We start from the raw sequence: 18,961 nt of genomic DNA, 5'->3' as shown, positions 1-18,961 counted from the left end.
ACGGCTCGGTCCTCCATATTGGAGTACGCGCGGGTTCCCGTCGGACGATCGACTACCACAAAGCCGCATCTCAGCAGGTAGCTCACCACATATACCCACCCCAACCTCTGACGTGAGATCTCCGCAGTAACTCGTAAAATCTGCGAGTGATCGCTGTAATATGCGACCTCGTGACAGATTCCGAAAGTCGCGTGCTGACGCTCGTACGCCCTGTGCCGGAGCCGGCAGTGCCGGTGGACCCGGCGTCGGTGTCGGTCGAGACCGGGCTCGCGGACGTCGTCACTCTCCAGCGGCGCCGTCAGGCCCGCATGTCGGCGTACGACGAGGAGAGCTTCTTCCTCGACACGCTCTCGGAGTACCAGTGGGCGCGCGACGCGGCTGGACTGGCGCCGACGACGCTCGACGGGCTGATCAAGCCGGTGATCGAAGTCTGTGAGTACTACGGCACGGTCCCCTGGCAGCTGACGCCCCGGGAGGTCGACAAGTACTTCGCGGGCCCCGGCAAGCGGGCACAGTCGACAGTGCGCGGAAAGATCAACAAGATCGACGCGTACTTCGCCTTCCTCGAGCAACGGTACGCGGGCGAGGTCATGCGCCGCTTCGGCGGCACCGTCGAGTCTCCGATCGCCCCGTTCAACCGGCCGCGCCACCGAGGTGACTTCGGGCTACGCATTCCGCCGTCCCAGGCTGCGATGAAGGAGCCTTTTCAGCTCGGCAGCCGATCGGGTGATGGGTGGGAAGACGAAACGGGCGGAGCCCCTGGGCAGTTGAGCGAGGTGCTTGACGTCTCGACTCTTCAGCCTGGGGGCTCCGTTGGTTACGTATCCTGCCGCACTGGACCTGCCGCACGCACTCGTGGAGACGGTCACGATGCTGATCGTCCTCCGGGAGGGTGACCGCCGGTGCAAGCTCCGCCCGTCGGGGCGTGCGCTGGTCGCACTCGTGTACCTCAAGCAGCACCTCACCCTCGCCCAGATCGCGGCCGGGTTCCGGATCAGCGTCGGCACCGCCCACGCCTATGTCCGCTCCGTCGTCACACTGCTGGCCCGTCGCGCTCCGGGCCTGACCAGGGCCCTGCGTGAGGCAAAGGCCCGGGCGCAGTACGTGCTGGTGGACGGCACCTTGACGGAGTGCGACCGGGTCGGTGACAGCCGCGCCGACTACTCCGTGAAACACCGTCGCCACGGCGTGAACCTGCAGGTCGTCACCGATCCCGCGGGCCGGATCCTGTGGATCTCCCGGGCACTACCCGGCCGCACCCACGACCTCACCGCGGCCCGCACACACCGGATCGTGAACACGTGTGCCCGCCTCGGCATCCCGGTCCTGGCGGACCTGGGCTACCGCGGTGCCGGCGCAACCTTCGCTGTCCCGAACCGCCGCCGTCCCCGTCAAGAACTCCCCCTCCGGCAGCGGGCGTTGAACAGAGCCCACACCCGGCTGCGCTACCCCGTCGAACGCGGCATGGCCCGGCTCAAGACCTGGCGGATCTTCCGCCGCGCCCGCTGCAGCCCCACCTGGCTCACCACCGCCGCACGAGCCGTCCTCACCCTGGAGAGCTACCGCTGAAAATGCTCAAGGACTTCTTCGCCCGCTGGCGCGCGGAGTTGCCGAACGCACGGAAGTACGCGGTCGCCTGCCGCGACTACGTGATGACGAAGATCGCCTACCTGTCGGGAGTGCGCGCGGCGGAGCTGTGTGGGGTATGCCTCGGCGACATCCACTGGGAGCACGGCCAGTGGGGCCGGTTCGTTGTCCTCGGTAAGGGCGCCCGAGGCTCGGGGCCCCGGCCACGTGAGGCGTACCTCTTCCAAGAGGGCCGCGCCCTCTTGTGGTGGTACATCGAGGAGGTCCGGGGCGAGTTCGGTGACGACGCCGAGCACCCGCAGGCGCCGCTGTGGCCATCGGAACGCAAGTCGAAGGCGATCGCCGACCTGAACGTGTCGATCGCGCCGACGATCGTGCCTTCGACGTTCCGGAAGGCGTTGCACACCGCGGCCGCGGCTTACCTGACGGGTCCGGTCACCGACCTGTTTCCGCACCTGTTGCGGCACGCCTGCGCGACCCACAACTACGAGCGTGGGATGACACTTTGGGAGGTCCAGAAGGTCCTCGGACACGACTGGGCAACGACGACACTTCGGTACATGGCGACTGCGCACGCTGATCCGGAGCTCGCGAATCTGGCGGCCAGCTCCCGGGCGGCCCAGCGGCCCAGCGACTGGTGATGGACAAGGGGAACCTTCGGTGAAGTGGAATCTGCGGATGGTGGCCGCCCAGCGGGACCTGTGGCGGCCGACCGAGGTGCTCGCCGCCTTTCAGCAGGTCGGGTTCAACCCGTCGCTGAGCAAGGTGGCGGCGCTGTGGAGCGGCACGCCGGTCACGGTGCGCCTCGATGACCTGGACAAGATGTGCGCCGCGCTGAACTGCACCGTCGCCGACCTACTCCAGGCCGAGCCGCTCGCGGCGGGCCAAGCCGCGCCGGAGTCCGGCCAACAGGCCGTCGGCACCGAGAAACAGCCGGGATCAGGCTCGGTGCAACCGGTGCCGCGCAGCCGCCGTGGTGCCGGGCCGCGCTCACTCCCGCCGAGCTGAGGGGCTGGCCGGTGACGGTGGGGCGCGGGAAGGGGCTGGCACGGAGCTGCCCGGTGTGCCTGTGATGGCTGGTGGTGCACTGGTACCGGGTGTGCGACGGAGGCCGGCCCTGGGCGAGGAAGTACCCCGAACGCGGAGTGTGCCCGCGGTGCCGGCACGAGGCACACCTGAACACGGACGGGCTGTGCAAGCCGTGCCTCATGGCGATCCGAGTTGAGGAAGACGCCGAGTGGGCTCTGGGCCTGGAGGAGGCGCGACCCCGGCCGGTCCAGCTCACGGTCGGCGGCACCTACGGCGACCGGTCGGCGTCTGCCCGGCCACTGCGCAGGCCAACCAAGAACGGACTGAGTGTGGGGGTCGAGTGGTGGACCAAACTCAGACGGCAGCGCGCCGCTCCAGCCGGGCCGCCGGTGCTGGAGGCCCAGGTATGCGGTCAGGTCCCTCTCTTCACCGTGCCCCGGGCGCTGAGCGACGCCACGGTCAGCGCGATCGTCGGTCGCCCGGTCGCCGGGTGGGAGGAGGCCCGGCAGGTGATCGAGGCGATGGCGGCCGAGCACGGATTGACCGCGGGCTGGCGCAGCAAGGTCGCCGAGATGGTCCGCCTCGCCCTGGCCGTGCGTGAGGCCGAGGGCGCCGAACGGCTGCCCGAGGCCATGCTGCGGGACCTGCCGACCAACGGGGACGCAGTCCGCGTGATCTTGCTGGAGGTTGGGCTCTTGGACGAGGCTCCCAAACCTATGCGGTTCTCCATCTCGGACCAGCCCGCCCGTACCCCGTACATCACCGCTCCAGCGCCGCTGCCGCCCCCGGCGCCCCGCCAGTGCACCGACTGCTACGCCTGGATCCCCGTCGGCCGACGGGCAGGATTTGTCTGCGATCCGTGCCGACACTGGCGGGAGCGGGCGGGGCGAGGCCGGTGCTGCCGCTGCGGCCGCGACGGACTGGCCCTGCGCGACGACCGTTGCCGCAGCTGCCACCCCTACCGCCTCATCGACCAAGCCCGCCCGGCCTCCCAGCGGTTCACGCAGCTGGTGATCTCCCTGCCGACCGGCAAGGGCGGGCCGTTCGAGGCGTTCCCGGTCGGCGATGGCCAGGCGCCCGACTACGGCGAGCAACGGCCCGCTCTGCACACGAGCCGCGGGCAGGAAGCCCTGTTCGCCAGCCGGCGCGACTGGGCCCCGGTGCTGGCCCGGCTGCGGCGCATGCCTTCGGGGGAGCCGCCGCTGACCGAGAGCGCCCAGTGTTTGCTTGAGGAGTTCACCCGCCATCGACCGGGGCAGCGGCCGAACTACCGGAAGAACGCCCGCACGCTCACCATCCTCCTGTACTGGCTCGGCGCCGAGCCAGCGATCTTCGAACGCGACGTGCACGACCTGGCCCGGATCGACGTGAACCTCGCCGCCAAGCCCGTCTGCCAGTTCCTGCGCGACCGCGGCCTGCTGGTGGAGGACCCCGAACTGCATCGGGACGCGGATCTGGCGTGGATCGAGTCGACCCTCACCACCCTGCCGGAGACGGTCGCGAGCGAGGTGGGCACCTGGGTGAAAGTCATGCGCGAACAGGGCCGCCGCGAAGGCGAGCCCCGCGGATACGACGGCATCCGCCGCTACCTCACCACACTCCAGCCCATCCTCACCGCGTGGACCACCACGGCCGGAGTGACCTCACTGAGGGAGATCACGAAGGACCACGTCGAGAACGCCGTGGACGGCTTGTCCGGTTACCCCCGCCGAGGGCTAGCCACAGCCCTGCGCAGCCTCTTCCGCGCGCTCAAACGCGAACGAGTGATCTTCCGCAACCCCGCCCGGAACCTCCCGGTCGGCGACCTCAAGGGGATCCCGAAGTCCATCCCCTCCGACGTCCTGATGGGGCTCCTCGACCAGGCGACAACGCCGCTCGGCCGCCTCGTCGTCACCTTGGCCTCCATCCACGCACTGCCCGGACACGAGATCCGAACCCTGCACACCACAGGCCTCGACCTCTCCCGCGGCACCCTCGAAGTACAGCGCGGGCTGCTGCGGCACACCCTCTGCCTGGAGGAGCTCACCCACCAACTCGCCGCCGACTGGACGACCTACCGCCACCTGCGGTGGCCCGCCTCGGCCAACCCACACCTCCTGGTCAGCCAGAAGACAGCTGTCGATCCCGACCACCCGGCCGTCAGTATCGGCACGCTACGCGTGGCCCTCCCCAAGGTCCTGACGCTGGCCGGCCTGCGCCAGGACCGGATCCTCAACGAGGCGTTCGAGAGCGCCGACCCCCTCAAGCTGATGCGGCTGTTCGGCATCACCGAACAGACCGCCATGCGATATGTCAGCGCCGCCCACCCCGAGCGAACAGCCAAGCTACCTCGGTAGGCTGTCCCGTCACCTGGTGGGCGGCTCTGGATCACCAAGACGTCGACCAAGGGGCGGCGGCCGACCGTGATTGCGGGCGACTTCAGGGCCGTTGCTCGTTATTGCGGACGACGTCGCAGCAGCGGTCTTCGAACAGGTCGAGGATGAGGGAGCGCTGGGTGCGTTCGCTTGCCGCGATGCTTACCAGGACTTTACGCCGATGCCGCGCTGGAATAGGTCCGATGGTTGTCAGGATGAATGCTCGGTGGCGTCGAAGGTGAGGTCGCTGGCGGTTTCGCCTCGGCCGATTCGGGTGCGGCGGCGGGTCCAGACGACGGTGCCGCCGTCGGTGGTTCTGGCCAGAAGGTGGTCGCGCAGCAGCCTACGGCCCTCGCGGGGCAGTCGGTCGTCGTCAACAAGGGCACCGAGCTGGAGGAAGTCGCCGCGCGGGACCTCGGCGGAGTGGGCCATTGCCTCGACCGCGTATTCGGGGACGTCGCCGGTCGAGGTACGCTGCGGGGTCAGCGGGAACCAGTGCGGCGGGACCGTGGAGCCCAGGCGGTAGGCCAGGTGGCCGTCCTTGGGGGACTGTGTGGTGGGCGGGGTGTGGTGTTGCTCGGCGCGGCGGACAGGTCGGCCGTCGGGGCCCTCGATGACTGATTCGACGGCCCAGGCGAGATTGGCCATCTCGTCGCGAGCCAGCAGCACGTCCTCGACGGGGTCGGAGCTGAGCGGCTGGAGTGCGGTCGGCGGTACCAGGAACACCTCGGCCACGCCGTCACTCGTCGCCAGGGAAAGGGTGAACATCGTCCACCGCTCAGCCCCGCCCGCCCTGGTGCTGGGCGCGATCAGCGTGGTGGCGCCGAAGGTGTCGGTGACCAGCAGGTGAGTGGTCTCGAACATGCTGCCCACCGGGAGACTGACCGGGATCGCGAAGTGGTCGTTGCCGTACAGCAGGGCGAACTGGAGCATCGCCATCCTGGCCAGGTCGGCCGGGTGCGCCTCGACCGCGCCAAAGTCGACGACCGCGTCCTCCTCCTGCCACCAGCGCGGCACCGGCATGCCGTGGAAGGTCACTCGGGTGGCGATCGTGGTCTTGTCATACGGCATGGCGTCGCCCTTCGCTCGCGGCGCGGCAGCGTCGAAGGTCCACCACTCGGGTGTCCCGCCGGAGTGCGCCCGCGCGGGCAGGGGCAGCCCGGGGGCATGCAGCGAGAAGCCGTACTCCATCCGCCGCGCGTCCCATGCCTGCCCGGGCGGGCCGATCAGCCCGTCGCAGAACTTTAGCCAGCGCTCCCCGGCTTCGGCGAGACCTTGGCCGGGGGTGACTGAGGGGAACTCCGGCGGGTCCTTGCGCAGTGGCCCGGAGAGTGCTGCATAAGCCTTTCCACCGTCCGGCACGCGCCCCGTCACCAGATCGTCCCCATCCGCCAGCGGGAACGCGGCGATCACCTCTGCCACCCGGTCAGCTAGTCCCACTGCGCGCAGCGCCCTGGCCAGCGCCCGGCCGATCTCGATTCGGGTGTGCCTGGCCCACCGTTCAGGTACGGCCTCGGCCCGCGCCTCCACCGGGGTGGTGCCGAGCTCACCGCTGCCGCCGTGATCGGAGTAGGTGTCGCAACGATAGGTACGGCCGACGTGCCTGACCCGGATGGGACTGCCACCGTTGTCCCCGTCGAACTCCCCCACCTGCCACTGCCTGGCCAGCAACCAGGCCGGGTCGTACACCCTGGCGGCCAGCCCCTGGGCCAGTTCGTCGGTGCGGGTATGCGGCTCGAAACGGGCGTAGAAGCCGAGCGTCATCCGATTACCTCGCCGTCAGGTCGGTGATGCCGGGGCCCGCGCTGACGCCGGGTTCGGTGTCGACGCGGGCTATCAGGGCGGGGAGGAGCTGGCCCATGGTGGCCAGGGTGCTCGGGTCGACGGCGCGGAGTCTGGCCAGGGCGAGGCCCTCCTCGACGATGGCGAGGGCGTCGCGGGCGCTCCACTGCTCGGCGTTCGGTTTGAGCACCCCGAGCAGTGCCACGTTGGGGGGCGCGCTGGTCGGGGCGTTGTAGTGGAAGGCCAGGCTAGTGGTCACGTCGGCGGCCGGGACCACCTCGACCCAGTCGTCGACGACCAGCGCGGCGACCGGGCCCGGCTCACCGGGGAAAGGCGTGTACGCGAAGACGGACGTACGTCCGCCGAGCGGCCGGGTGAACGCGATCCAGCGCTCCCCCGGCGCGAGTGGGGTCTGGGCGACAGTGAATCGGGGGACATCACCGTGCAGTGCTTCGACGCAGCCGAGCACCCGGTCTAGCCCCGGACTTCGCGGGTCACCGTTTCAGGTCTGTGGCCAGCGGGTTTGTCCGATGTCGGTGTCGAGTAGGTCGAGGAGGTGGAGTTGGACGCCGCGGGTGATCTGGACGGTGGGCGGGTCGGTGATGTTGCCGATGCGCAGGGTGAGTTCGCCGAGGTGGTAGAAGACCATGCGGCCGGTGGGGCGGACCCGGCGGTTGTCGGGGTAGAGGCCGCTCATGGTCTGCTCGGGGCCGAGCGCGCGTCTGACCTGCCGTTCGATCAGGCAGAAGACGAGCAGGGCCAGGCAGATGACCTGGATCAGGGCGGCAACGCGCCGGTTGTGCTGCACGAAGACCGGCGCGACCGCGAGCGGGCCCTTGAAGTCGTGGTATCTGCGCTCGACCGCGCCCTGGCCCTTGTAGTGGATCAGAGTCTGCCCAGCGTCCGCCTGGTCGGCGGGGACAGACGTCAGCAGTGCGTACCAGCCGTCGACCACGGCTTCCGCCTTCAGCACGCCGGTGTCGAAGTGCCAGGCCAGGACCGGGGTGCCGTCCTCGTTATCGGTGACGGTCCAGCGCAGACAAGAGGTGACACGGCGCTTGGCGGCGATGACACCGATTCGGGCGACGATCTTCTCCCGGGTCTTGTAGTGGCGTCCGCCGGCCGCAGCGGTGAGCTTGTTCAGGTCCTGGGCGGCCTTGGCCAGGCGTTTGTCCCGGGCTGCTTGCTGGCCGGCGGCGTTCGCGGTGGAGTGGACCAGGATCCGTCGCACGGTGAGCACAGGATCGCTCTTGCGGGGCCCGGTCAGGGTGTGGGTGTCCTCCAGCACGCGGTAGGTCTCGCGCCGCTCGGCGGGCTTGCCCGCCTCCCGGTTGGGCGTCCAGTCCACGATGGTGGCCTGCGCGGGATCGAGAGCGGCATAGACCTCGTCCTTGACCTGCGCGGCCGGGGCCGGGGCGATGAACTGGACCCCGGCCGCCAGCAGGGCACGGACGTTGGAGTAGGACACCAGCTTGGAGTCGGCGACCATCAGGAAGTCGCGTTCACCGGCCATGGCCCGCAGGTCCTTCATCGCGCCGACGACCTGGCTGACCTCGGCCGCACCACCGCCGAAGACCCGGGCATGGAGCGGGATGCCGCCGTCGGCCGACACCGCGAGCCCGGCCTGGACCTGCTTCAGATCGAAGCGCCGGTCCTTGGGATGCCCGTAGCCAATGACGGGGAAGTCCTCCTCCTGACCCTCGACCGGGAAGGCCCCGTGCACGGACATGCTGGTCATGTCCCAGTGCATCCGGGCCACATCGATCCCGAACTCACCGATCGCCCGCGCCCCGACCGTGCCCGCGATGTGCTCCAGCTGCGGAGCGATCGCATCCAGTGCCCGGGCCAGACGATCATCGTTGAGCAGAGCGGGCTCGATCCCGAAGACCTCTTCCACTGCCCAGCACCTGGCCCAGTCCTCCACCCGCACCAACGGCGCGGGCGACGTCAGCCGGTTGGCCACCAACGCCTCGATCACCTGCCCGTGCGTCACCAGCGCACTCGCGCCACCAGGACACACCTCGTCGACGATCCCGGCGACATCCAGCCGACGCAGAAACTCGGCAGCGACAGGCAGAGCGCCCAGACGCTTCTCCACCACGGACGTCACCGCCACTTCAAGACGCTGACGCTGAGACCGTGGCCGCGGGGACCGGGAAGTCATCGACACACCCCACCCAACGCCACACCCCCGGCCCAGGACACCCCGGACCGGTCACACCATACGAATCAACGACCCGCGAAGTACGGGTCTAGCCGGGCCACCCCTGGCCGCACCCGCGCCCGCTGCCCGACCACCAGCGCGACCGCCTCGTCCGAAATACCCTCGGGCGTGCCCCCACTAAGCCCGCTGATTGCCGGAACGACCCATCCCGTGGGTCCAAACGCGGCCTTGGCCCGTTCCTCCGCCCACTCCGCGCGGGCCATATCATCCGCGCTTGGAGTCGCCAGCGCATCGTGTGCGGCCATCCGGGCGTCGAGTTCGGCCGCCACGGCGACGGCCAGAGCCTTTACCTCATCGGCCGTGGCGTCACCAGGTGGCACGGCGTTGGTCGCCCCCACCAGGTCGGCCCTGTGCAACGCGTCGACGAGAGCCGCCGGGTCCGTCGCCGCCCGTACGGCATCGCGAGCCATCCGTACGGCATGCACAGCGGCATCCACCCGAGCCAGCGCGGCCTCGGCCTCCACGCTCGCGTCTTGAGGAAGGAGTGGTCGAGCCGCACTGAGCAGCGCCCTTAGCGTTGCCGCCACCGTGAACGCCTCAATCAGCGAAGGACTCGGCGGCTCAGCGAGCGACAACCGGGCAGCCAGAGTCCCGGGATCGCCCGCCACGAAGTCGATCGCGGCCAGCGGAGACGCCGACAGCAGATCAGCCAGAGTCCGACCCGCGCTGATCTGAACATCTGAAGGAGCAGGCAGCACTGCCTGAGCCCACCGTTCAAGAGCGGGCTCCAGCCGGGAGCGCGGGGTATCGGCCCATGGCCCGAGGGGCACGCCGGGTGGTGTAGCGGGGAGGGTGACAGCCGCGCGGAGAGTGAGGGCTATGCCAGTGCGGGGCTGGGAGATCACCTCAGGTTCGGGCGGGGGGCTGCCGGTGCCGCTGAGGGCGTCCACGCTGGCGGCCCCACGGGTGGGGTTTCCCCGCACAAGCTGGAAGACCCCCTCAGCCAGCAGTACGTCAGCGACGCAATCGGCCGCCTCTCTGGCGTCGGCGACCACCACGGCGACCGCCCGCACCACGGCTGAGGTCTCGGCGGCGCCGAGGGTGCCGAAGTGCGGCGCGAGGACGGTCCGTACGGCTGCCTCGGTGCCGGGCCCGGTGAGAGCGATCAGGCGCAGCGCGTCCACCACGTTGTCGGCGGCGACGTGCTCGGCGGGCCCTTGGGTCTCGAGCTTGTTGGCAGCCAGTGGCGCGGCCCGCCGGATGACCGCGATCGCCTGCGGCGTGCCTCGGTCGCGTAGCGCGCGTTCCATCCGGTAGCCGAGCAGGGCGGCCAGCGGTTGCCCTTCGCGTATACCGTCAAGGAGCCCGAGCGCGTTTCGCACCCGCCGCGACGATAGATCGACGCTAAACGCCTCCCCGCCAACTCCTGGCCGCTGCCCAAGATGCACCGACCGCAGCACGGCGGCCGTGGCCGCGTGCGCCACACCCGGCGTGTGTGAGTACCCGACGTTGGCCGAGTCCCGGAACGCCTCGCCCACACCCTCCGGCAGGTCAGCGACATCCACGGGAAGCAGCGAAGGCCCGGCACCTAGATTCGTGAGCACGCCGTACGCGCCGATGATCAGCCCTCGCTCCCGGCCGGGCATGGCCCGCAGGCGGCGCAGCCGCTGAGTTGTCACCGCGGTGAGCCAGGCGTCCAGCCGATGCGAGAGCAGCCCGAGCTCGGACCTGAGCACCACGTCCAACAGCTCACGCGGATGACGGCGGCCCCGCGCGGTGCCGTACCCGGTTGACACAGCCAGCTCACGTACGGCGGCTAGCGTGGTGATGAAGGGCTCGGCCCCGGCTGGCGGCGCGTTGAGCAGCAGCGAGTAAAGCGGTACGCCCGGATGATCAGGGATGTCCATAGCGAGCCGGTGGTCCAGCATGTACAGGATCGTGTTCCGGCTGAGCTCGGCGTCCCAGGCGGCCACCGTGGCGTCGTCCACGGTCCCGGCCTGTCGCAGCAGCGTCCGGGTGGCCCGATCGGCCGACGACAGCAGCGCGGTCCTGGCCAGCGCGCCGAGCAGGGACCCAGAGAACGGCCCGGGATCCAGCAGCTCCCACAGCGCGGTCAGCGTCGAGGGATACCGGAACGACAGCTGGTCCAGCTCCGTATGCGGATTCTCCCCCACGAACGGCACCGTGACCGAGGGCGCATCGGCGACCGCGACCATCGAGGCGAGCCGTACGTCCTGGGCAGCCAGGTCGGCGGCGAGCGACGCGGCCAGCCCGGACACCAACTGCAACTCGTTGCCGAGCGCGGCGGCCCGCATAGGTTCGAATCGGCGCAGAACCACCGCGCTGACGTCCGGGCCGAGCAGGGCGCGGATGGCGAGCGTCTGCGTCACACCGTCGGAGCGCAGCAGCGCGAGCAACGTCCCGGCCGGGTCGGCTAGCTGCCCGCCGATCGCGGGAACAGCGGCCACGGACGGCTCCCAGACCCACTCGCGCAACCGGCGCAGCACGGTCAGCAGCCGTACCTCGAACGGGTCGAGGTCGAAGTCTTCCGGGATGGTGACGCTGACCGGCAGGATCCCGTACGGCTGGTCGCCCACCCGCAGCGCTGGCATCGGGCCGAGCCCCTCGACGGCGTCGGAGAAGTACGAGGCCGTCACGTCGAGGTCGCCGGCGGTGAGCACGGGAGCCCATAGGTGCCGCAGCGTCCCGGTTACGGCGTCCGCGAGCAGCCGCCTGACCTGGGCGGCTGCCGCTCCGGTCCGGCGGTCGGCCCCCTCGACGTGCGCGAACACGGCCGGGTCGAGGCCGAGCAGTTCGGCGGTTCCCACGCCGTCGGCGATCGGGTCGTCGACGAGGGTTTGGTCAGATTTGATAAGCGGCCACATGTCGCCCTCGACCGCGAAGACTTGGTCGACGTCCGGCCTCGAGGTGTGGTCGGGGCGCTCACCCGGCAGGGCGTTGGTGGGTGCGCCTGGCCGTACGAACGACAGGCCGACGGTGTGGTGGTGAGCGTCGAGCAGTGCCTCGAACGCCTGACGGGAGGCGTCGGCGTCACGGGTGACATGCGCGCCGAGCACGACGAGCCGGTCTACTCGGGGCCGGCCGATAGGCGTGGGCAACTCGACGGTGAGCGCCATCCCGGCCTCCTCGGCCCGGGCGTACGTAGTCAGCCAGCCAGGCGGACCGCCATACGGGTCGGGGCCGACGTCGAGCGGCTCGCTGATGAGTTTGCTCTCGCCCGACACCACCTGACCACCTGGCAGCGTCGCATACGCCTGCCAGCGGTCGGGCAGTAGCGCGGCCCTGGGCGCGCGGCCTATCCGGTCGGGCACGATCGGGACCTTCCCCAGCTTGGCCATTCTGGCGATCCATGCGGCCCGCCGGTGCCCGACGGCTCGGATCAGGTGCTCCCACGCCCGCACGAAGTCGATCCGGTCCCGCCCGGCGTTGACGGCGACGAGGAACTCCCTGCGCAGCTCTTCCTCACGCGGGGTGAGCTCAGTGTCGTGCGCGTCCAGGTGAATGTCATCAGGGAAAATCCGCACCAGAAGTAACGGCACAGCGACGTCCGGCGGCCTGACGAACGTCGGTCCGGCTGCGCCCTTCCACGCAAACCTGGTTTCCAGCCGAACAGGCAGCAACAACAATGGCCATCGCCCCTCGGCCAGCGCGAACGGGTCGGCAGCGTCCCCGGCATGCGCCTGCCGGAGCGCGGCCAGCTCCGCGGCGGCCTCAGCACGCGCCTTTTCCAGCTCGGTAGTCCCGGCAGCATCTCCCTGCCCCCGGGCTCGCCGCAGAGCTCGCTCGGCCGAAGCCATTACGGCACGCGCTCGCGCGATATCCGTCAACGCCGTCATCGATCAGTCCCCGAAAAGATGTCCGTCAACGCGGTCATGAGCTCGTCCTCGGGAGGATGTCGGAACCGTGCAGGTAGAGGCGGAACGGACGGCGTAGCAGGATCGCGGCCAGCGAATCGGACCGTCCATCCCATACGGTCGAGTCTGTCGGAACCCGGTCCAGGAACGCGGTGGACGTGGTCGCTTCCAGCCGTACGTAGCCACCGCCGGTGACTGCCAGGTCGCCTCGTCCGAGGTCGGCCCAGCTGCCGTAGCGGCCCCCGGTGAGCTGGCCGGACGCGGCTCCGACGCCGAAGCGGGGCTCGGTGGGCTGTTCCTGGAACACCACGTAGTACCCGGGATCGCTCCGCGCCGCCTCGGCCGACACTTCGAACCCGAGGAACGTCACATCCGGCCCGAGCCGCCCAGCGAATACCGGCAGCAGCGCCGCCTCGTCCACCGGCCCCGGCTTACGCGTGCCACCCGAGCTCAGCCCCTTGACAAGCACCACCGTCGTATGAGGGAACCGCCGCAGCAACTCACCCCTGATCACTAGCACGAACCGGTCGGCCGGACCGCTTCTGGCAGGATGTGAACCGAGATCCCCGCTCCAGCCGTGCATGACAGTGATATCCCCCGGCGAGGGCGTGGCGGCGGCCTGCGCGTCGAAGAAATGCCGGAACACGGTCCCTCGCTGATCGGTCGGATACCCGCGCCACAGCAGCTCACGGCCCATCTCGTGGTTCATCCCCGCCAGGAACGCCTCGACGAACCGCTGGTTGGCTACGACCGCGCTGACACTTTCCTTCGGTACGTGCTGGAGTCCGGGCAGCAGCCAGTCCTGCCCTTGCTCGGCCAGGAAGCCGGCAGTCGGCGCTGTGATCTGCGGCGCGGCCATGATCGGGTCGATTCGGTCGGGGGTCCGCATTTCAGGCGGCAGGCGCAGCTGCGCGTTGACTCGGCGCGGGATCGTCGCGGACGGCAGTAACCGCACACGGGCGTCGGCGGCCAGCTGTCCGATCGGGGTGGGCAGGCAGGGATCGACCACCGCCCGGGCCGCGAGGGTGGTCAGCATCGCACCGAGAGCCTCCCGCTCGACTTGGTCGATGCCGATCCTGCCCGGCCTGGTGAGCACATCGGCCAGCTCTGTCGCCCCGGCCAGTGCGATCGGCCCGGGTGGATCCGGTACGGGTTCCCGGTCGCCGTCCGCGAGCCGCTGAATGACCAGCGTGGGGTCGAATCTGGCGCCGTCTTTGGCCCGTTCGAGCCGCCGCACCAGCGGACCGCGACGGCGCAGCAGTCTCACCCAGCCGCCGGTCAGGCACACTTCGGGCAGGCAGTGTCCCCCGATCACCCCGGTCAGCGTTCGGGACGGATCGGCGGTCGAGCGCAGCCTGGACAGTGCAGGTGCGGCGAACTCCAGCAGCCGCAGGTCGGGCAGCGCCGCCACGTGCCGCTGGTAGATCCGCTGCGACCCGGCCAGGGCGAGCTCGGCCTGGCGCAACACCTGGTTGGCGGCCCTGATCTCGCCGACCTGCTCCCAGGCGGCGGCCATGAACTCCTCCTGCCTGGCCCGGACGACCGCCGCCCCCATCCCGGCCGCCACCCGCAGCCCAGGGTCGAGGTTCAGCTGGGCCAGCCACGGTGGCCACGCCGGATCGGCGCCCCCGACCGGCGCAGCGGCGTGCCAGCGCCCGTACACAGGTGGCGCGACCGCGTCGGCCAGGTTCACGGCATCAAGCAGCGGCAAACCGCCCGGGGCCTGGGTAGTCGTCCCTTCGAGGCGCAGGGCCCCGGACAGTGCGGCGTCCGGCCGGCCGGGGTCGTCTGCGAGGCCGAACCCTGGGGCGGTGAGGCTCATTGTTCGGGTGCCGACCAGCGGGTTGCCCGCCGGGTCGGTGATCTGGTCAAGCCTGGCCGGGCCCAGCCTGCGGACAAGCTGCTCGAACTCACCGCCCGGCCCGGTGTCGAACTCCCACGCGCCGTACACGGGCAGCATGGCCGTCGCCTGCCCCGCCGCCCAGGCATGCTGGTCGGGCTTGGAGGTGACCGGCTCGCCGAGCCCCGCCTGCCGCCCGGCCTCGAAGACCGGTACCACACAGGCCAGGTATGGAGTGTCCGGCTCGAGCAGGCGCGGAGCGACCAGCCGGGCCAGGACTCGTTCCGGCTGCCGGTCGATCACCTCACCGAGATCACCGGGCAGGTCACCGATCAGCTGTACATGCGCCCACGCGTGCACCTCACCGGGCGGCGGCAGCTCATCGTCCACCCGATCCGCGATCCGCAACACGGGCAACGGGTCGCCGGGCCGCAACCCGTACGAAACCCCGGTCCGCCGCTCGACGACGACCAGGCACAACCACGGCGCGAGCGTCCCCTGCCTGGGCAGCCCAGGCCCGCTGTCGGCGGCGGTCTGCTCACGGAACGGGGTGTAGCGCCAGGGCAGGTCGGGGTCGTCTAGTTCAAGATGCGCGAACGCATCGGTGCCGACGGTCAGTGACCCAGGCTCAGGGAAGCGCCTGATGATCTGTGCCCCGGTTAACCCGACGACGTCCCCCGGCCCGTGCAGAGCCAGCTCACGCCGGGGGTTCAGCCCGCTGCCGAACTCGACCTCGACGCTGATCCTGGTTCGCGGCTCAACCCGCCCACTACCTTCCTCATCGTGTATGGCTCCCGCCGACCCCGACCGCACCCAGCGCAGGAACGAATACCGATTCATCCGGACACCTGATCCCATACGGCTCCCGCCATCCCGAAGCGCATCCACCGGTTCACCCGGTCACCTCCCCAGCTGTGACGAGCTGGCCGCTTCCCCGGTGGTCAGCGGCTTGGGCGTAGGCGGCCGGGGTGGCTGGCAGGGCGTTCGGGAGGGTGTCGCGAGGGACGGCGACGTACTGCTCGCCCACGATCGTGACACGCTGGTCAGGACCCTTGATCGCCTGTGCCTGACGGGCCGGTGACAGCGCCGAGGCGCCGCCCGCGACCAGCAGCCCGGCCAGGGCGGCGTTGAGCGGGACCGGAGTCGGGGGTGGAGTGGGCGCGTCGGGGTCGTCGACGATCGCCTCGTCGTAGTGGATGTCAACGCCGCACGCGATCGGCGCGCCCACCCGGTTGCGTGGCCAGCGGTGGCCGGCCAGCCCGGCGGTCACCCCGGAGGGCATTCGTTCGAAGGCGGGACGCGACAGCCGCTCGTCGTCGGTGAGGTCGGCGTACTGCGCGGCGGCGAACCCGTCGTACACCGCCGGCGGCGCGACCAGTCGATCTCCGCCCACAGATATCGCACGGACCTCGAACCGATCAGGCGTACTGGGTTCCGGGACCGCTGCGCCGTACCGGGTGATGGTGGTGGCCAACGGCAACGCCCGCTGGCGCACGGTGAACTGCCCGAACGGGCTCATCACGAGGCGCTCGGCCGCGCCGGTCCCGGCGGCGCGCAGGGTCACGCCGCTCGCCCCGGCGGGGGACGGCTGGACCGCCCATGCGTCATCGGCCTCGACGGCCGGGCGCAGCACCGAGACCAGGTTCACCCTCGGCGGCGGCTCGGCCACCGCTTCGCCGATTGTCAGGTCGACGTCGATCCGCGCCTTGATGAACAGGATGGCGAATTCGAGGAACCCGTACACATGCCACGGTGAGGGCCCCTCCAGGTTGGCCTCCAGCTGCGCGTGCAGGATCGGCGTCCGCCCCCACGACACGTCGATGCCCAGACTGAGCGTCACCACGAAATGGAACGGGCTGAATTGGACGAGCGCGTCAAGCCCGGCATAAGCGGTGACGTTGAATGGCCCCGCCTCCACGTACAGGTCGAGCCGCGCCCCGAACTGCACGGTGTTCGAGGTGATCGCGAGATACGCCTCCAGCCTGATCCGCGGGTTGTCGCCATCGCCCAGGCTGATCGCCAGCCGCCGCAGTGCCGGAAACCCGGGCGGCGGCGTGAACCGAGGGTGGAATCCACCGACGGCCAGTGCGAACTGGGTGTTCCCCTTCCAACCGACCCGCATGGCCATGTCCCCACTGATGGTGAACGCGGCGATCCGCGAGTCGACTAGCGACGCGTCGATCGACACCTCACCTCGATCCATGTCTAGGATCCCGACCACGTCCAGCCGCAGCACCACGACCGGCGCGTTCTCATCCGGCAGCCGTACCCGCATTCGCCCTGCCACGATCAGCCGCAACGGCATCGGCAGCTCGAGGATCAGCGCCAGCTCGATCTCCAGCAGCGGCCCCGGACCCCACCCGATCTTGACCATCGGCCCGAACGTGTACCGGCCCTCGGCCGGCGGGAACAGCGCCCGCAGCGCGCCCAGCAGCTGGGTGGCGTTGGCCACCGGGTTCTTCGGGAACAGCACGGCGTCCAGCGCCCGGGTCCGCACCCCATCGCGCAGCGGGTCGAGCGCGACTGTGCGGTTGACCCCGAGCAGCCCGCCGACCCCGAGTAAGGCGAACCCGAACCCTAGCTGAATCGGCGGGAACTCGGCCGTGATGATCAGCAGCAGCGAGAACCCCGGCCGCCCATCGGGCAGCCGGGTGGTCAGCAGGCCGATCGCTTTGAGGCTGAGAATGTTGACCGACAGTTCGAGCACACCCGCGTACTCGCCCTTGTCCGGATCGAGGAACAGGTAACCGCCGCCGGACACCGGCCCAGCCGAGATCGCCAGGCCGACCCCCTTGGGCGGTTTGAAGGCGAGTTCCGCGCGGCCCAGCCCCGAGCCGGTGGGCAGTGCGGCCGTGCCGGTGAACCCGACCCGCTCCACCGACGCGGCGATCGGCCCGAGCGCGGCCGTAGCCGATGCCGAGATGTCCAGGACCAGCTTGCCGCCCGCCACGCGAAGCCCCAAATGGATGTGCTCGATTGTGACGACACCCGCGAGCGAGACGTGCACCGGCAGCGTGACTTCGAAGGATCCGCTTCCGATGAGGTAGATCCCGTTCCTGGTGGACAGCCCGAGCCCGGCGGTGACCGTGGCCGACAGCCCTTCAGCAGGCAGGATCTTGCTGAGAAAGCTGTCGGCGCCACCGAGAGCCAGCACGATCCGCAGGTCGACGATCTCGGCCTCGACCGCCGCTTCGCCGCTGAGTTTGCCGTCCCGCAGTGCCGTACGGGCGACGAGCGAGACAGCGAGCCCTTTAGCGGTGGCGTTGGATCCAGCGGCCGCGCCGAACAGGTGGATCGGCCGCCCCGCCGCGCTCCACCTCACCCGTACCTTGGCCTCGGCCGCCGCGCTCGTCCCGCCGACCAGGTCGGCCGTGACCTCGACGTCGCCTGGCGGGCGGATCAGCAGTGCGACCCCGCCGTCCAGCAGCCCAGTCGCCCGCACCTCGACGGCGAGGCCGTCCGCGGTCGCGGCCTCCTCGCCCAGAGTGCCGATCACGTATGGGAATAGCCCGATCCCGGCCAGGCGCGAACCGTTCGCGGGCACCTCGGACAACCGCAGCCCGGCTTCCGCGGCGCCTTCGGCGCACAGCGGGATCAGCAGCTCGTGCACGCCAGGCGGACGGCCGAGCGCAGCCTGGATCGCGGGATCCTGCGGGTGCTCACCGACGTCGAAGCCGAGCTGATCGAACAGCAGGCCGACCGCCGCGATGAACGGGGCGATCTTGAACCCGGTGCGCCAGCCGAGCACCTCCTCGGCCAGGTCACCGGGCGCCGTGAACAGCTGCCCGAGCCGCTCCCACCGGACCGTCGCCAGGATGACCGCGAGCCGGTGCGCGGCCGGGTCTTCGGGCAGGTTCCGCCACTCGACCAGTCCGGTCAGCAGCACCAGGCTGTAGACCATCGGCTGCTCGTCCCGCAGGTAGCGCACAATTAGGCGGTCCAGCAACCGGCGTGGCAACTCCTCGGCCAGACCGCTGTGCGCCAGGAAGTCCGGGAACCCGGTCAGCGCGTCATGTGCCCTTGTACCGACGCTCTCGGCCAGGTCGAGGAGGGTTCTGACCGAGGTCAGCGCGGTGCCCAGACGTTCGATCCGCTGCTCCTCGTTGGCTTCGGCCAGCTCGACCAGTGCGGTCACCATGCCCTGCGCGGCCGTCGCCAGATCGGCGAACAACTGCGGAAACTCGGCAGTGGCGGGCAGCGCAAACCCCAACTCCCCGATCAGCGTCCGCAACTCGCCCGGTTCAGCCAGATCGGCCAGCGGCGCGAGCAACAGCCCCAGCTCAGTGGTCAGCGCAACCTGAAGCGACGGTGCTGGCTCGGTCATCGTGCC

General features: G+C 70.2%; 10 protein-coding genes and 1 pseudogene. 5 read left to right on the top strand and 6 right to left on the bottom strand.

Annotation, left to right across the window (positions count from 1 at the left end):
* Window positions 1-233: 233 nt before the first annotated feature.
* The 5 genes and pseudogenes from ABIE67_RS47790 to ABIE67_RS47770 all read left to right on the top strand — a co-directional run.
* Window positions 234-707: pseudogene (locus ABIE67_RS47790) on the top strand (site-specific integrase); the annotation flags it as partial.
* Between the two features lie 106 nt (window positions 708-813).
* Window positions 814-1,569 (top strand): transposase family protein, encoded by a 756-nt coding sequence (locus tag ABIE67_RS47785; protein WP_370270656.1) that lies wholly within the window; start codon window positions 814-816, stop codon window positions 1,567-1,569.
* A gap of 2 nt (window positions 1,570-1,571) precedes the next feature.
* Window positions 1,572-2,228, top strand: a complete 657-nt coding sequence (locus ABIE67_RS47780; RefSeq protein ID WP_370270653.1) for a site-specific integrase — start codon at window positions 1,572-1,574, stop codon at window positions 2,226-2,228.
* 19 nt (window positions 2,229-2,247) lie between these two features.
* Window positions 2,248-2,595 (top strand): helix-turn-helix domain-containing protein, encoded by a 348-nt coding sequence (locus ABIE67_RS47775; RefSeq protein WP_370270649.1) that lies wholly within the window; start codon window positions 2,248-2,250, stop codon window positions 2,593-2,595.
* A gap of 200 nt (window positions 2,596-2,795) precedes the next feature.
* On the top strand, window positions 2,796-4,952 hold the full coding sequence (locus ABIE67_RS47770; RefSeq protein ID WP_370270645.1) for a hypothetical protein: 2,157 nt from the start codon (window positions 2,796-2,798) through the stop codon (window positions 4,950-4,952).
* A gap of 228 nt (window positions 4,953-5,180) precedes the next feature.
* Here ABIE67_RS47770 and ABIE67_RS47765 read toward each other — a convergent pair whose 3' ends face one another.
* The 6 genes from ABIE67_RS47765 to ABIE67_RS47740 all read right to left on the bottom strand — a co-directional run bounded on the left by ABIE67_RS47765 (window position 5,181) and on the right by ABIE67_RS47740 (window position 18,955).
* Complete coding sequence (locus ABIE67_RS47765) at window positions 5,181-6,734, bottom strand: hypothetical protein (protein WP_370270643.1); 1,554 nt, start codon at window positions 6,732-6,734, stop codon at window positions 5,181-5,183.
* A 4-nt stretch (window positions 6,735-6,738) separates the two neighbouring features.
* Window positions 6,739-7,221 carry a hypothetical protein gene (locus ABIE67_RS47760; protein ID WP_370270641.1) on the bottom strand — a complete coding sequence of 161 codons (483 nt, stop codon included), beginning with the start codon at window positions 7,219-7,221 and terminating at the stop codon, window positions 6,739-6,741.
* A 33-nt stretch (window positions 7,222-7,254) separates the two neighbouring features.
* Window positions 7,255-8,868 carry an IS1634 family transposase gene (locus ABIE67_RS47755; RefSeq protein ID WP_370251876.1) on the bottom strand — a complete coding sequence of 538 codons (1,614 nt, stop codon included), beginning with the start codon at window positions 8,866-8,868 and terminating at the stop codon, window positions 7,255-7,257.
* Between the two features lie 113 nt (window positions 8,869-8,981).
* Window positions 8,982-12,461 carry a hypothetical protein gene (locus tag ABIE67_RS47750; protein ID WP_370270638.1) on the bottom strand — a complete coding sequence of 1,160 codons (3,480 nt, stop codon included), beginning with the start codon at window positions 12,459-12,461 and terminating at the stop codon, window positions 8,982-8,984.
* Between the two features lie 346 nt (window positions 12,462-12,807).
* Window positions 12,808-15,471 (bottom strand): hypothetical protein, encoded by a 2,664-nt coding sequence (locus ABIE67_RS47745; protein WP_370270633.1) that lies wholly within the window; start codon window positions 15,469-15,471, stop codon window positions 12,808-12,810.
* A gap of 52 nt (window positions 15,472-15,523) precedes the next feature.
* Window positions 15,524-18,955, bottom strand: a complete 3,432-nt coding sequence (locus ABIE67_RS47740; protein ID WP_370270629.1) for a DUF6603 domain-containing protein — start codon at window positions 18,953-18,955, stop codon at window positions 15,524-15,526.
* Window positions 18,956-18,961 lie beyond the last annotated feature (6 nt).

Origin of the sequence: Streptomyces sp. V4I8, from assembly GCF_041261225.1 — a bacterium.
In the GTDB taxonomy this organism is placed as follows: domain Bacteria; phylum Actinomycetota; class Actinomycetes; order Streptomycetales; family Streptomycetaceae; genus Streptomyces.
The sequence above is the reverse complement of the archived record's forward strand: the minus strand, read 5'-3'. Positions and strand labels throughout refer to the sequence as shown.

Excerpts from the sequence above, each read along its gene's own strand:
- ABIE67_RS47780 (WP_370270653.1), top strand. The coding sequence starts at position 1,572 with ATGCTCAAGGACTTCTTCGCCCGCTGGCGCGCGGAGTTGCCGAACGCA.
- ABIE67_RS47770 (WP_370270645.1), top strand. The coding sequence starts at position 2,796 with ATGGCGATCCGAGTTGAGGAAGACGCCGAGTGGGCTCTGGGCCTGGAG.
- ABIE67_RS47765 (WP_370270643.1), bottom strand. The coding sequence starts at position 6,734 with ATGACGCTCGGCTTCTACGCCCGTTTCGAGCCGCATACCCGCACCGAC.
- ABIE67_RS47745 (WP_370270633.1), bottom strand. The coding sequence starts at position 15,471 with ATGAATCGGTATTCGTTCCTGCGCTGGGTGCGGTCGGGGTCGGCGGGA.
- ABIE67_RS47740 (WP_370270629.1), bottom strand. The coding sequence starts at position 18,955 with ATGACCGAGCCAGCACCGTCGCTTCAGGTTGCGCTGACCACTGAGCTG.